This is a genomic window from Sphingomonas dokdonensis, assembly GCF_002197685.1.
Taxonomy (GTDB): domain Bacteria; phylum Pseudomonadota; class Alphaproteobacteria; order Sphingomonadales; family Sphingomonadaceae; genus Sphingomonas; species Sphingomonas dokdonensis.
Genome location: NZ_NBBI01000003.1, coordinates 212,576 through 226,924, shown reverse-complemented (window position 1 = coordinate 226,924; position 14,349 = coordinate 212,576). Strand labels below are relative to the sequence as shown.

Below are 14,349 nucleotides of genomic sequence, written 5' to 3'. Positions count from 1 at the left end.
GGCGCGCGTCGATCAGATGCGCCGGCCGCCTGCGGATCACGCCGCGCGTTTCGCCCGCTTTAGCGATTGGGGAGCGCGCGCGAAAGCAGCGCCTTAGCCCAGCCCGATGATCGCGATCTGGCGGCCGTAATCGGGCTCGCCGCGGTGGGTGGCGCGGCGATAGCTGAAGAAGCGATCCTCGTCGGCATAGGTGTCGAGCCCCAGCGCCTCGATCCGGCGGATGCCGGCATTGGCGAGGCGGTGCGTGACATAGGCCTCCAGATCGAATTGCGCGTGGCCCGCGCGGGCGTCCGCGAAGAACCGCTCGTTGGCGGGATCTTCCGCCTCGAAGCGGCGGCGGAATTCCTCGTTCACCTCATAGCTGGGGCGGGCGATGCACGGGCCGATCGCGGCGGCGATGCGGTCGCGTTGCGCGCCGAGGCGCTCCATCGCGGCGACCGTGGCATCGGTGACGCCGCCGATCGCGCCCTTCCAGCCGGCATGCGCCGCGCCGACCACGCCGGCGGCCGCATCGGCGAGCAGCACGGGCGCGCAATCGGCGGTGAGGATGCCGAGCGCGAGGCCGGGTCGATCGGTGACCAACGCGTCGGCGTGCGGGCGTTCGGCAAAAGGCGCGTTGACGCGGATGCAGTCGGCGCCGTGGACCTGGTAGCAGGTGACGAGCGGCGCGCCGGGCAGCACCGCGTCGGCCGCACGGCGGCGGTTCTCCTCGACCGCGGCACGATCATCGTCCGAGCCGAGCCCGACGTTCAGCCCACCGTGGAGGCCCTGCGACACGCCGCCGCGCCGGCCGAGAAAGCCGTGCGGCACGTCGCCGAGCGCACCCGCGCGAATTACTTCAACGTCACTCACAGGTCGCGCCTCATGATCAGATCGCGGTCGATCTGTTCGCCGGTCTTGAACGCATAATCGCCGATATGGGCAAAGCCGTGCTTGGCGTAAAAGGCGCGGGCGCGGTGGTTTTCCTCCCACACGGTCAGCAGGATAGCGCTGAGATCGCGGCGGCGCGCGAGGTCGCACGCCCAGTCGAGCAGGTGCGCGGCGACACCGCTGCCGTGCGCGGCGGGATCGACATAGAGTTGGTGCAGGTGAAGCGTTCCCTCGGTCGGCACCTCGCCCTTGAAGAAGCTGGGGCCGACCTTGCAATAACCGATCACCGCGCCGCCCTCCAAGGCGATCTGGAAGTCATAAGCCGGGTCGGCGAGGTGGCGGCGGAGCGTGCCGGCGGGGCCGTATGCCTCCGCCACATACGCCTCGATGTCGCCTGGCGGTGCGGAATGGGCAAAGGTCGCCATCCACACGCGGCGCGCCATGGCATCAAGGGCGTCGCCATCGGTGCTGACGGCATTGCGATAGTCGATCATTGGAATCCTGCGGGTTCGGGCCAGTCGCGATGCCGCATGGCCAATGCCTTGAACAAGGTGCCCATCGCCTGGACCAGCCGGTCGCGATCGGGCGCGACGCGCGGGCCGAGCGCGGCGGCGCGGGTGTCGATGCCGAGGCGGGTCAGGAACGCGCCCTGCGGCACGGGGCCGGAGACGATCGCGCCGCTCGCCGTGCCGACCGCCCCCAACGTGGCGAAATCGACGTGCGCGGTGAGATCGCGCTCGCCCGGTTCCTCGAACGGATTGGCAAAGGCGTGGCCGCGCACCGCCTGCAGCGTTTCGCCGATCGCCGGGCCTTCATAGCCATAATCGACCGCGAGCAGCGCGCCGCCCTGCGCGACGATGCGCGCGGCGAGCACGCGCATGATCCCGACGCTGGCGGGCGAGGTTTCGATGATCGCGCCCGATGGCGCATCGCGCAGCTCGTCTGGAATGATGCCGTCGGGCACCGAGGCGCCGGGGATGGGTAGGAACAGGAGATCCTGGCAGGCGACGATCCGTTCTTGCCAGCCGGCGCGCCCGCGCATCAGCTGGCGGATCGGCAGCGCGTCGAAGAATTCGTTGGCGATGACGATCATCGGCAGGTCGGTCGGCAGATCCTCGACATCGTCGTGCCAGGTGGCGGCGGGGACCCGCTGCGCCTGGCGCGCGCGCAGCGCCGGGCTGGTTTCGACGAAATGCACCGGCGGGGCGAAGCCGGCGCGGGCGGCGGCGCGCAGCGCATCGGCGGTAAGCGTGCCACGCCCCGGGCCAAGCTCCACCCAGCGGACATCGGGGCGACCGGCGCGATCCCACAGATCGGCCGCCCACAGCCCGATCAGCTCGCCGAACATCTGGCTGATTTCGGGCGCGGTGGTGAAATCACCATCGGCGCCCAGCGGATCGCGCGTGGCATAATAATGCGCATTGGCGGCGGCCATGAACTGGCTGACCGGGATCGGCCCGCCCAGGGTAATGGCGCGGGCCAGGCGCGCCGGCAGGTCGGGCTCGGCGGCGACGTCGGCCGGGGAGGGGGCGGGTGTTTCGGTCATGCGCGGCGCAGACATGGCGGGACGCCGCCGATCCCGCAAGCGGCGCCGTGCCGATTGTGCGTGCTGCCGCGCCGCTCCACCACCCGGCAGGAAAGTCGCTTTACAGCGCGTCTCGCCGGCGCAAGGACGAACGCCAGACAGCCTTGAGGATCGAGTACGATGCCTATCGCCCGCCACCGTGTCGAATCCGGCGGCTTCCTCACCTTTCTGCTGCTGATCACGCTGGCGCTGGTGATCACCGTGTCGGGCTTCATCGGCTCGCTGCTGTGGGCGGCGCTCGCGGCCTTGCTGTTCCAGCCGCTGTTTCAGCGGTTTCTTGAGCGCTGGCCCAGGCAGCGCAACATGGCCGCGGCGATGACGCTGCTGATCATCACGGTGGCCGTCGTGATCCCGGCCATCGTGCTGGGGAGCCTGATCGTCGATCAGGCGGCGGGCGTGTACAACCAGCTGCGCACCGGGCAGGTCGATTTCGCGGCCTATTTTCAACAGATGCACGATGCGCTGCCCCGGCGCGTGCAGCGGATGCTGGATTCGTCGGGGCTGAGCACGTTCGACCGGGTGCAGGCCCGGGTATCGGGCGTGCTGGCGAGCAGCACCAGCGATCTGGTGCAGCGGGCGCTTTCGATCGGCGCCAATGCCGCGGCGTTCGTGCTGGCCTTCGGTGTCGGCCTTTACGCCACCTTTTTCCTGCTGCGTGACGGCGACCGGATCGGGCCGGCGGTGGTGCGCGGGCTGCCGCTGGAGCCGACGGTGGCGGAGCGGCTGAGCGCGCAGCTGGTGCTGGTGGTGCGCGCGACGATCAAGGGATCGGGCGTCGTCGCGCTGGCGCAGGGCGCCCTGGGTGCGATCACCTTCTGGATCGTCGGGTTGCCCGCGGCATTGCTCTGGGGCGTGATGATGGCGATCGCCTCCTTGCTGCCGGCGATCGGCCCGGCGATCATCTGGGCGCCAGTGGCGATCTACCTGCTGGCGACCGGCGCGATCTGGCAGGGGGCCGTGGTGATCGCGTCGGGGGTGCTGCTGGTTGGACTGGCCGACAATATCCTGCGCCCGATCCTGGTGGGCCGCGATACCGGCCTGCCCGACTGGGTGGTGCTGGTGACGACACTGGGCGGTATTCAGATCGTCGGGCTGAGCGGCATCGTGGTGGGGCCGCTCGCCGCGGCGCTGTTCATCACCGGCTGGCAGATCCTGACCGAACAACGCTATGCCGACGAGCCGGCGCCCGTGCCGGTGGCGCCGCCGGCAGACCTCGGCAACAATCCCTGACACCGACCGGCGGCACGGCGATCGTCTGCGCCCCTGATGAGGGAAGCGCAGGAGGTTGCGTCTAAGTCTGCTGCTGGCCGACGCGCTGCGCCGGCAAGAAATGGTGCCCAGAAGAGGACTCGAACCTCCACGCCCTTGCGAGCGCCAGCACCTGAAGCTGGTGCGTCTACCAATTCCGCCATCTGGGCACGGGGTAGGCCGGCGCCTCTAGGGCCGGGGTGGCGGCCTTGTCAACAGGCACTTTGCACGGGTAGGGGCGGTGCCGAGATTTTTTTCCCGGCGGAGCGTTACATGAGAGACAAACTGTTCACGCTGATCGGCGGTGGCGGTTTTCTGGGCCGTTATGTCGCACAGGCATTGATGGCGACCGGGGCGCGGGTTCGCGTGGCGCAGCGCGATCCGCGCGGTGCGTGGTATCTGAAGCCGCTGGGCGCGCTGGGGCAGACCCAGTTCGTGGCGGCGGACATCACGCGGCCGGACACGATCGAGCGGGCGATCGCGGGCGCGGATGGTGTGGTGAACCTGGTCGGCAGCTTCACCGGCGACCTGTATCGCCTCCATGTGGCGGGTCCGCGAGCGCTCGCCGAAGCCGCGCGCAAGGCAGGCGTCGCATCGCTGGTGCATGTGTCGGCGATCGGCGCGGATCCCGAGGGCGATGCCGCTTACGCGCAGACCAAGGGGGACGGCGAAGCCGCGGTGCGCGAGGCGTTTCCGGGCGCCACCATCCTGCGCCCGTCAACCGTCTTCGGCCGCGAGGACCAGTTCATCAACATGTTTGCCGGCATGGTGGCCCGCCTGCCGGTGGTGCCGGTGCTGAAGCCGCAGACGCGCTTCCAGCCGGTGTTCGCCGGCGATGTCGGCGATGCGGTTGCCCATGTGCTGTGCGAGCCGGCGCGTTTCGCCGGGCGGACGTTCGAGCTCGGCGGCCCCGATGTGCTCACGATGCTCGAGCTGCAGCAATGGATCGCCACGCAGATCGGACGAGACCCCGCGTTCCTGCCGCTGCCCGATGCGCTGGGCGGGCTGCTCGCCGTGCTGCCGGGTGCGCCAATTTCACGCGATCAGTGGAAGCTGCTGCAAAAAGATACGGTGGTGGCGCCGGGCGCCGATGGTCTGGAGGCACTGGGCGTCACCCCGACGCCGCTGGCCGCCGTCGCGCCGGGCTGGCTGGTCAAATATCAGCGCGCCGGGCGCTTCGCGCGTCCGACCGCCGCAGCCTGAACCCGCTCTTCGTTACGCATAGCGGCCCGCGGCGGCGGGCATCCTGAAAGGCTGTCATGTCCGACCTGCTGATTGCGATCATCCTCGGCATCGTCGAGGGCGTCACCGAATTCCTGCCCGTTTCCTCCACCGGGCATCTGGTGCTCGCCACCGAACTGCTGGGCTATGATCCGCAGCGCTGGGCGGTGTTCAACATCGCGATCCAGCCGGGCGCGATCCTGGCGATCGTGGTGCTGTATTGGCGCACGTTCATGGCAGTGCTGAGCGGATTGCTTCGCGGTGAGCCGGGCGCGGTCGCCTTTGTGCGCAACCTGCTGATCGCGTTCATCCCGGCCGTCGTGTTGGGGCTGGCGTTCAACGACCAGATCGAGGCGCTGCTGGAAAATGCCGTGGTGGTCGCCTGGGCGCTGATCATCGGCGGGGTGGCGATACTGATCGTCGAGAAGCTGGCGAAGACGAGCAATGTCGGCGGCATTTCGGGTGTTTCGGCGATGCAGTCGGCGAAGATTGGCCTGGTGCAGTGCATCGCCATGATCCCAGGCGTCAGCCGCTCGGGCGCGACGATCATGGGTGCAATGTCGTTCGGCATCGACCGGCGTACCGCGGCGGAATTCTCGTTCTTTCTCGCGTTGCCGACACTGACGGGCGCGACCGTGCTTCAGCTAGTCAAGCACCGGGACGCGATTACCACCGGTGATCTGCAGCTGATCGGCGTGGGCGCGTTCGTCTCGTTTATCGTCGCGCTGGCCGTGGTGAAGGCGTTCATGGCTGTGGTGACCAAACATGGCTTTGCGCCGTTCGCCTGGTATCGGATTATTGCCGGCGCAGCAGCCTTGGTGATGCTTTCCGTTCGATAGGTCCGAACTAATACCTTCTTTATTCGTGTTCGAAGCGGCCAACCGCGTAAACGGTGGGTCAAAGCGCAAAATAGGTCAGCAATGCTGACTTGATGCCATTCTGGCGATGTGAGACCCACATCGGCGGAGGGCTTATGGCTGCTGATACCATGCTTCGATTCGTCGCGACCCCGCAGTCCTATCCGGACAAGCGGGCGGCCGAGCTGCGGGCGGAGGACTTTCGCGAGATCGCCGATCGCTATGCGGTGCCGAACGCGGAGGAGCAGGCCGGGCGCTGTTCGCAATGCGGCGTCCCCTATTGCACGGTGCATTGCCCGCTGCACAATCACATCCCCGACTGGCTGCGGCTGACCGCGGAAGGGCGCCTTCGCGAGGCGTACGAACTGTCGAACAGCACCTCGACCATGCCCGAGATCTGCGGCCGCATCTGCCCGCAGGATCGGCTGTGCGAAGGCAATTGCGTGATCGAGTTTTCAGGTCACGGCGCGGTGACGATCGGATCGGTGGAGAAGTTCATCACCGACACCGCCTGGGAAGAAGGCTGGGTCGAGCCGCTGGTGCCGGGCCCCGCGCGCGGGCAATCGGTGGGCGTGATCGGCGCCGGGCCGGCGGGCCTGAGCGCGGCGGAATATCTGCGTGGCTATGGCTATGAGGTGCATGTCTATGACCGGCACGACCGCGCCGGCGGGCTGCTGACCTACGGCATCCCGGGCTTCAAGCTGGAGAAACCTGTCGTCATGCGCCGGGTGGAGCGGCTGAAGGCGGCGGGGATCGTCTTCCACGAAGGCTTCGCCGTTGGAGAGGACGCCAAGTTCGGCGAGCTGCGTGCGCGGCATGATGCGATCCTGATCGCGACCGGCGTGTACAAGGCGCGCGAGATCGATGTGCCGGGCAACGAGGCGGGCGGCGTCATCGCGGCGCTGGATTACCTCACCGCGTCCAACCGCAAGAGCTTCGGCGATGCGGTGCCGGCGTTCGACGACGGCAGCCTGGATGCCGAGGGCAAGAACGTGGTGGTGATCGGCGGCGGCGACACCGCGATGGATTGCGTGCGCACCGCGATCCGCCAGGGCGCCAAGAGCGTGCGCTGTCTGTATCGCCGCGACCGTGCCAACATGCCGGGGTCGCAGCGCGAAGTGGCCAATGCCGAGGAAGAGGGCGCGGAGTTCGTCTGGCTGTCCGCGCCGCATTCCTTTGTCGGCGAGCGGGTGGAGACGGTGCGGGCGAACCGCATGCGGCTGGGCGCACCCGATGCGAGCGGGCGGCGCGCGCCCGAGGTCGACCCGGGCGGGCCGGTCGACATGCCGGCCGACATGGTGATCAAGGCGTTGGGCTTCGACGCGGAGGAGCTGCCGCACCTGTGGGACGCGCCCGAATTGGGCGTGACGCGCTGGGGCACGGTGCTGGTCGACAACAAGACGCTGATGACGAGCCTGGACGGCGTGTTCGCCGCTGGCGACATCGTGCGCGGGGCGAGCCTGGTGGTCTGGGCGATCCGCGACGGGCGCGACGTGGCATCGTCGATGCACAAGTATCTCAAGAGCAAGATCGCGGCGCAGCCCGCGAAGGAGGCCGCGTGATGGATCAACGCGATTATCTCGCCACTCATGGCATGTACCGGCCCGAGTTCGAGGGTGACGCCTGCGGGGTCGGCCTGGTCGCGGCAACCGATGGCAAGCCGTCGCGCCGCGTGGTGCAATCGGCGATCGATGCGCTGAAGGCGGTGTGGCATCGCGGCGCGGTGGATGCCGATGGCAAGACGGGCGACGGCGCGGGGCTGCATGTCGACCTGCCGCTGCGCTTCTTCGACGATGCGATCGCGATGAGCGGACACAAGGTGCGGCCGAACCGGCTGGCGGTGGGCATGGTCTTCCTGCCGCGCACCGATCTTGCTGCGCAGGAGACGTGCCGCACCATCGTAGAGAGTGCGATCATCGAGGCGGGCTATACCATCTACGGCTGGCGACAGGTGCCCGTCGACGTCAGCGTGATCGGGATGAAGGCGCAGGCGACGCGCCCCGAGATCGAGCAGATCATGATCGCCGGGCCGATGCCCGATGAAGTGGACGCCGCGGAATTCGAGAAGACGCTGTATCTCGTCCGCCGGCGGATCGAGAAGCGCGTGATCGCGGCGCAGATCCAGGGTTTCTACGTCTGTTCGCTGTCGTGCCGCTCGATCATCTACAAGGGGCTGTTCCTGGCCGAGAGCCTGTCGGTGTTCTATCCGGACCTGACCGACAAGCGTTTCGAGAGTCGGGTCGCCATTTTCCACCAGCGCTATTCGACGAACACCTTTCCGCAATGGTGGCTGGCGCAGCCGTTCCGGTGCCTGGCGCACAATGGCGAGATCAACACGATCCGCGGCAACAAGAATTGGATGCTCAGCCACGAGATCCGCATGGCGTCGATCGCGTTCGGCGAGCATTCGGAGGATATCAAGCCGGTGATCCCGGCCGGCGCGTCGGACACCGCGGCGCTGGATGCGACGTTTGAGGCGATCTGCCGCTCGGGCCGCGACGCGCCGACGGCAAAGCTGATGTTGGTGCCAGAAGCGTGGCAGAGCGACGTGGTGGACGACATGCCGCCGGCGCATGCCGCGATGTATCAATATCTCGCCTCCGTCATGGAGCCGTGGGACGGCCCGGCGGCGCTGGCGATGACCGACGGGCGCTGGGCCGTGGCGGGCATGGACCGCAACGCGCTACGCCCGCTGCGCTACACCCAGACGGCGGACGGGCTGCTGATCGTGGGATCGGAAAGCGGCATGGTGGTGGTGCCGGAGTCGACCGTGGTCGCCAAGGGGCGGCTGGGGCCGGGGCAGATGATCGCGGTCGATCTGGCCGAGGGCAAGGTGTACGACGATCGCGCGATCAAGGACCGGATCGCCGGCGAGGCGGATTACGCCGGGATGATCGGCAATTTCGCCACGATCGACGATCTGCCGCCGGCGCCCGCAACGAGTGTGCCGCATTACGACCGCGCCGAGCTGGCGCGGCGGCAGGTGGCGGCGGGGCAGACGCTGGAGGATATGGAGCTGATTCTCGCGCCGATGGTGGAGACCGCCAAGGAAGCGATCGGATCGATGGGCGACGATACGCCGCTCGCGGTCATTTCCGACAAGCCGCGGCTGATCAGCCAGTTCTTCCGGCAGAATTTCAGCCAGGTGACGAACCCGCCGATCGACCCGCTGCGCGAGCGCTACGTGATGAGCCTCAAGACCCGGTTCGGCAATCTCGCCAACATCCTCGACACCGAGGATCGGCGCGAGCGCGTGCTGGTGCTCGATTCGCCGGTGCTGACCTCCACTGACTGGGCGCGGCTGAAGACCTATTTCGCGAGTGCGGCGGCGGAGATCGACGCCACGTTCGAGGCGAACGGCGGCGCGGACAAGCTGCGCGCGGCGATCCAGCGCATCCGCAACGAGGCCGAACAGGCGGTGCGGCAGGGCAAGAGCGAGATCTTCCTGACCGACGAATATGTCGGGCCGGAGCGGATCGCGATCCCCGGCGTGCTGGCGGCGGCGGCGGTGCACACGCACCTCGTGCGGCGGGGGCTGCGCTCCTATGCGTCGATCAACGTGCGCACGGCGGAGTGCCTCGACACGCATTATTACGCGGTGCTGATCGGCGTCGGCGCGACGACGGTGAACGCGTATCTTGCGGAGGCGGCGATCGCGGATCGCCAGGCGCGCGGGCTGTTCGGCGACGTGCCGCTTGAGGAATGCCTGAAGCGGCATCGCAAGGCGATCGAGGAGGGGTTGCTCAAGATCCTGTCGAAGATGGGGATCGCGGTGATCTCCTCCTATCGCGGCGGGTACAATTTCGAGGCGGTGGGGCTTTCCCGCGCGCTGGTGAACGATTTCTTTCCGGGCATGCCGGCGAAGATTTCGGGCGAAGGCTATGCCTCGCTCCACATCAACGCCAAGGAGCGGCACGACGCGGCGTTCGACGAGGCGGTGGTGAATCTGCCGATCGGCGGCTTCTATCGCCAGCGGCACACCGGCGAGGCGCATGCGTTTTCGGCGCAGTTGATGCACCTGTTGCAGACGTCGGTCAGCACCGACAGCTATTCGACCTATCTGCAATTTTCGCGGGGGGTGGGCGATCTGCCGCCGATCTATCTGCGCGACCTGTTGCAGTTCAACTTTCCGGCCGAGGGCGTGCCGGTCGATCAGGTCGAGCCGATCACCGAGATTCGCAAGCGCTTCGTGACGCCGGGGATGAGCCTGGGCGCGCTGTCCCCCGAGGCACACGAGACGCTGGCGATCGCGATGAACCGCATCGGCGCTAAGGCGGTGTCTGGCGAGGGCGGCGAGGACAAGAGCCGGTATCAGCCGTACGAGAACGGCGACAACGCCAATTCGGTGATCAAGCAGATCGCGTCGGGGCGCTTCGGCGTGACGGCGGAATATCTCAACGCCTGCGAGGAAATCGAGATCAAGGTCGCGCAGGGCGCCAAGCCCGGTGAGGGCGGGCAGCTGCCCGGCTTCAAGGTGACCGAGTTCATCGCCAAGCTGCGCCACGCGACGCCGGGCGTCACGCTGATCTCGCCGCCGCCGCACCACGACATCTATTCGATCGAGGATCTGGCGCAGCTGATCTACGATCTGAAGCAGATCAATCCTCGCGCGCGGGTGTGCGTGAAGCTGGTGTCCTCGGCCGGGATCGGCACGGTGGCGGCGGGTGTCGCCAAGGCGCACGCCGATGTGATCCTGGTTTCCGGCAATGTCGGCGGCACGGGTGCGTCGCCGCAGACCAGCATCAAATATGCCGGCACCCCGTGGGAAATGGGCCTGTCCGAAGTCAATCAGGTGCTGACGCTGAACGGCCTGCGCGGGCGCATCAAGCTGCGCACCGACGGGGGTCTGCGCGTCGGGCGGGATATCGTGATCGCCGCGATCCTGGGAGCGGAGGAATTCGGCATCGGGACGCTGAGCCTCGTCGCGATGGGCTGCATCATGGTGCGCCAGTGCCATTCGAATACCTGCCCGGTCGGCGTCTGCACGCAGGATCCGCGGCTGCGCGAGAAGTTCGTCGGCACGCCCGAAAAGGTCATCAACCTGATGACCTTCATCGCCGAGGAAGTGCGCGACATTCTGGCACGGCTCGGCGTGCGCAGCCTCGACGAAGTGATCGGACGAACCGAGCTGCTGCGTCAGGTGAGCCGCGGTGCGGAGCATCTCGACGATCTGGATCTCAACCCGATCCTCGCCAAGGTCGATGCGACCGACGCGGAGCGGCGGTTCAGCCTCAACACCTTCCGCAACGAAGTGCCCGACAGCCTGGACGCGCAGATCATCAAGGATGCCGCGGCGGTATTCTCGCGGCGCGAGAAGATGCAGCTGACCTATTCGGTGCGCAACACGCACCGCGCGGTCGGCACGCGGCTGTCGAGCGAGATCACCCGCACGTTCGGGATGAGCGCACTCAACGACCATCACGTCACCATCCGGCTGCGCGGCTCGGCCGGGCAGAGCCTGGGCGCGTTCCTGTGCAAGGGGATCACGCTGGAGGTGTTCGGCGACGCCAACGATTATGTCGGTAAGGGCCTGTCGGGCGGGATGATCGTGGTGCGGCCGGCGGTGTCGTCGCCGCTGCGCAGCCAGGAGAATACGATCGTCGGCAACACCGTGCTGTACGGCGCCACCTCCGGCGCACTGTTCGCCGCAGGGCAGGCGGGCGAGCGGTTCGCGGTGCGCAATTCGGGCGCCACGGTAGTGGTCGAGGGCTGCGGCGCGAACGGGTGCGAATATATGACCGGCGGCACGGCGGTGGTGCTGGGCGCGGTCGGGCAGAATTTCGGCGCCGGCATGACCGGCGGCATGGCCTTCATCTACGATTGCGAGGACAATTTTGCCCGGCGCGCCAACCCGGAGAACATCACCTGGCAGCGGCTGGCCTCGGCGCATTGGTCGGGCGTGCTGCGCGACCTGATCGAGCGGCATGTCGAGGCGACGGACTCCAAGTGGGGCCGCGGCATTCTGGAGGATTGGGATCGCGCCGCACCGCGCTTCTGGCAGGTCGTGCCACGCGAGATGCTGAGCCGGCTAGTGCATCCGCTGGACGATGCGCCGGCGATGGAGGCGGCGGAATAGGCGACGGCCTATCTGCTGTGATGGCAGGCTGCGCGTGGCAGGCGGTGTTCCGGGTCCGCGGCTGCGCGCAGCTTTCGCAGAGCCCTGGATCCCAGCCCAAGGCCGGGATGACGATCATTTTAGGCAGTCGCGACGTGCATGGCGTAAACGCTTGCTAGCGCTACGTCATGCCGGGTTGGTCGTTGGCGTCCAGTTAGCCGCGACCCCACGTAGGGGAGTTTGCGGGACGGTGGATGCCGGGACGAGCCCGGCATGACGTAGGTGCGCCGGGGGCGTTAATCGTTCCTGCCGCGGCCGTTACCGTTACCATTCCCGTTGCCACGACCTCGCCCGCGACCGGGCGGTGGGCCGCGGCGATCGGGCGGGTTGGCGGCGGAGGGGAGGTATTGCGGCTCGGCGCCGAGCACGGGTTCTTCCTCGCGGCGGCCTAGCGGCTCTTCGTCGCGCGGGCGGCTGATGCTGACCGAGCCGTCCGGGCCGATCTGGAGATCCATGCCGAGATCATTTAGTTCGCCCGCGATCGGTGCGACCTGATCCTGCAACACGCCGACGAGCCCGGCCTCTGGGTCGACATCCTCGACCACCGGCGCCTTCGTGACGGGCTGGAGATCGAGCGCGCTGACCATGAAATTGCGCCAGATCCGCGCCGGAATGCCGCCGCCGTGGAGGCCAGGGTTCGGCGTGTTGTCGTCATTGCCGACCCACACGCCGACCACCAGGTCACCGGCAAAACCGACGAACCAGGCGTCGCGGCCCGATTGGGAGGTGCCCGTCTTGCCATAGGCATCCACCGACAGCGCGGCGGCGCGGCCGGTGCCGCGGACGGAGGCGGCGAGCAGGGTCAGCATGTCGTCATGAATGCGGTTGGGCAGCGTCTTCTGCCCGCCGGTGAGCGCGCTGTACCAGCTCTTGTCGCGCGTATCGGGCAAGCCATGCGGCTGCACCGGATAGCGCCCTTCGGCCACGCCGGCGAAGGCGGCGGTCAGCTCGATCAGCGACACCTCCGACGTGCCGAGGCCGATCGTCGCCTCGTTGGCGATCGGGGTGGAAATGCCGAGATCGCGCGCGGCGCGGATCACGTTGCGCACGCCGACTTCCTGCGTCAGCCGCGCGGCGACGACGTTAGACGAGCGCTGAAAGGCGCGTTGCAGGGTGATCTCGCCAAGATAGCGATTGTCGTCGTTCTTCGGCTTCCACCCGGCGATCTCGACCGGGGAATCGTCGACGATCGTGTCGGGCGACATGCCGGCGCGCAGGGCGGCAAGATAGACGAACAGCTTGAAGGTGGAGCCCGGCTGGCGGCGCGCCTGGGTGGCGCGGTTGAAGGCACTCTTCTTGTAATCGCGGCCGCCGACCATCGCCACGACCTTGCCATCGCGCGTCATGGCGACGAGCGCGGCCTGTGCTTGGCGCAAACCGGCCTGTTTGATTGCGCGTTCGGCCGTGCGCTGAAGCCCACGATCGAGCGTGGTGCGCACGGTTGCCTCCGTCTTGATCTCGCCCGCCTGATCGCGCGCCTCGGGGAGGATCCAGTCGGCGAAATAGGTGCCACTGGGCAATTGCTGCGGTCGGCTGGCGAGGACGCGCTGCGGCTGGACGTCGTCGGCCTCGCGCTTGGTAAGGAAGCCCGCGTCGACCATCGCGCCGACCACCACCGCCTGCCGTTCGCGTGCGCCCTTCAGATTGCTGGTGGGGGCGAGCCGTGACGGCGCCTTGACGAGGCCGGCCAGCATCGCGGCTTGGCCGATGTTCATCTTTTCGGGGGCGCGGCCGAAATAATGCTTCGACGCGGCACGCAGGCCGTAGACGTTGTCGCCGAAATAGACGTTCGACAGGTAGCGCGAGAGGATCTCGTCCTTGCTGAGCCATGCTTCCAGCCAGAAGGAGATGAACACTTCGCGGATCTTGCGCGCAGCGGTGCGATCCGAATCGAGAAAGGCGTTCTTAGCGAGCTGCTGCGTGATCGTGCTGCCGCCCTGGCGCACCCCGCCCGAGCCGACATTGGCCCAGGCGGCACGTGCGATGCCGCGCGGATCGATGCCCCAGTGCGAATAGAAACGGCGATCCTCAATCGCGAGAAACGCCTCGCGCACATGCGGCGGCAGCGTGGCCGCATCGACCGGCTCGGCGATGATCGCGCCGCGCCGCGCGATCGGCGTGCCGTCGGCGGCGGTCAGCGTGATCGAGGGCGGCGTGGGCGGCTTGAGCGACTGCGACAGGGGTGCGGTGATCGCGAGCCACGCGATCAGCAGCACCAGGAGGATGAGGATGGCGCCGAGCCCGCGCATGATCCAGCGCATCGAAATGCGCGGCAGACGACGTGCGGGGGCAAGACCGGGGGGCGGCGCGCCGCCTTCTTCCTGCCACGCGTCGAAATCGGGCATGGGGCCGCGCGGCTCGCCGGGCGAATGGTTGTAGCGGATGCGACCGCCGTCGAAGGGATCAGGGCGCATATCGTCGTTCCGGCGGTCAGCCATCGCGTATTACTTTAC

Annotated in this window: 9 protein-coding genes and 1 tRNA gene; 5 read left to right on the top strand and 5 right to left on the bottom strand. The window is 67.7% G+C overall.

Annotation, left to right across the window (positions count from 1 at the left end; all coding sequences use genetic code 11):
• Window positions 1-93: 93 nt before the first annotated feature.
• Genes pgeF through SPDO_RS09490 form a run of 3 tightly spaced genes read right to left on the bottom strand, consistent with a single transcriptional unit; the run spans window position 94 to window position 2,416 of the window.
• Complete coding sequence (gene pgeF / locus SPDO_RS09500; protein WP_088367242.1) at window positions 94-852, bottom strand: peptidoglycan editing factor PgeF; 759 nt, start codon at window positions 850-852, stop codon at window positions 94-96.
• Window positions 849-1,364 carry a GNAT family N-acetyltransferase gene (locus tag SPDO_RS09495; protein WP_088367241.1) on the bottom strand — a complete coding sequence of 172 codons (516 nt, stop codon included), beginning with the start codon at window positions 1,362-1,364 and terminating at the stop codon, window positions 849-851. The genes pgeF and SPDO_RS09495 overlap by 4 nt, the downstream gene beginning before the upstream one ends.
• On the bottom strand, window positions 1,361-2,416 hold the full coding sequence (locus SPDO_RS09490) for a class I SAM-dependent methyltransferase (protein ID WP_088367480.1): 1,056 nt from the start codon (window positions 2,414-2,416) through the stop codon (window positions 1,361-1,363). The genes SPDO_RS09495 and SPDO_RS09490 overlap by 4 nt, the downstream gene beginning before the upstream one ends.
• 159 nt (window positions 2,417-2,575) lie before the next feature.
• Here SPDO_RS09490 and SPDO_RS09485 point away from each other — a divergent pair, with 159 nt between their 5' ends.
• Window positions 2,576-3,685: an AI-2E family transporter gene (locus tag SPDO_RS09485; RefSeq protein WP_088367240.1), complete on the top strand. Its 1,110-nt coding sequence runs from the start codon at window positions 2,576-2,578 to the stop codon at window positions 3,683-3,685.
• Between the two features lie 101 nt (window positions 3,686-3,786).
• On the opposite strand, the gene SPDO_RS09480 is transcribed toward SPDO_RS09485, so the two are convergent.
• Window positions 3,787-3,873 (bottom strand) — tRNA-Leu (locus tag SPDO_RS09480).
• A 103-nt stretch (window positions 3,874-3,976) separates the two neighbouring features.
• Here SPDO_RS09480 and SPDO_RS09475 point away from each other — a divergent pair.
• The 4 genes from SPDO_RS09475 to gltB all read left to right on the top strand — a co-directional run bounded on the left by SPDO_RS09475 (window position 3,977) and on the right by gltB (window position 11,857).
• Window positions 3,977-4,906 (top strand): complex I NDUFA9 subunit family protein, encoded by a 930-nt coding sequence (locus SPDO_RS09475; protein WP_088367239.1) that lies wholly within the window; start codon window positions 3,977-3,979, stop codon window positions 4,904-4,906.
• Between the two features lie 56 nt (window positions 4,907-4,962).
• On the top strand, window positions 4,963-5,763 hold the full coding sequence (locus SPDO_RS09470) for an undecaprenyl-diphosphate phosphatase (protein WP_088367238.1): 801 nt from the start codon (window positions 4,963-4,965) through the stop codon (window positions 5,761-5,763).
• Window positions 5,764-5,897: 134 nt separating this feature from the next.
• Entirely contained in the window at window positions 5,898-7,343 is a 1,446-nt protein-coding gene (locus SPDO_RS09465) for an NAD(P)-dependent oxidoreductase (RefSeq protein ID WP_088367237.1), read from the top strand.
• Entirely contained in the window at window positions 7,343-11,857 is a 4,515-nt protein-coding gene (gltB, locus tag SPDO_RS09460; protein ID WP_088367236.1) for a glutamate synthase large subunit, read from the top strand. The genes SPDO_RS09465 and gltB overlap by 1 nt, the downstream gene beginning before the upstream one ends.
• 275 nt (window positions 11,858-12,132) lie before the next feature.
• Here the strand turns inward: gltB and SPDO_RS09455 are convergent, their stop codons facing one another.
• Window positions 12,133-14,334, bottom strand: a complete 2,202-nt coding sequence (locus tag SPDO_RS09455) for a transglycosylase domain-containing protein (protein WP_088367235.1) — start codon at window positions 14,332-14,334, stop codon at window positions 12,133-12,135.
• Window positions 14,335-14,349 lie beyond the last annotated feature (15 nt).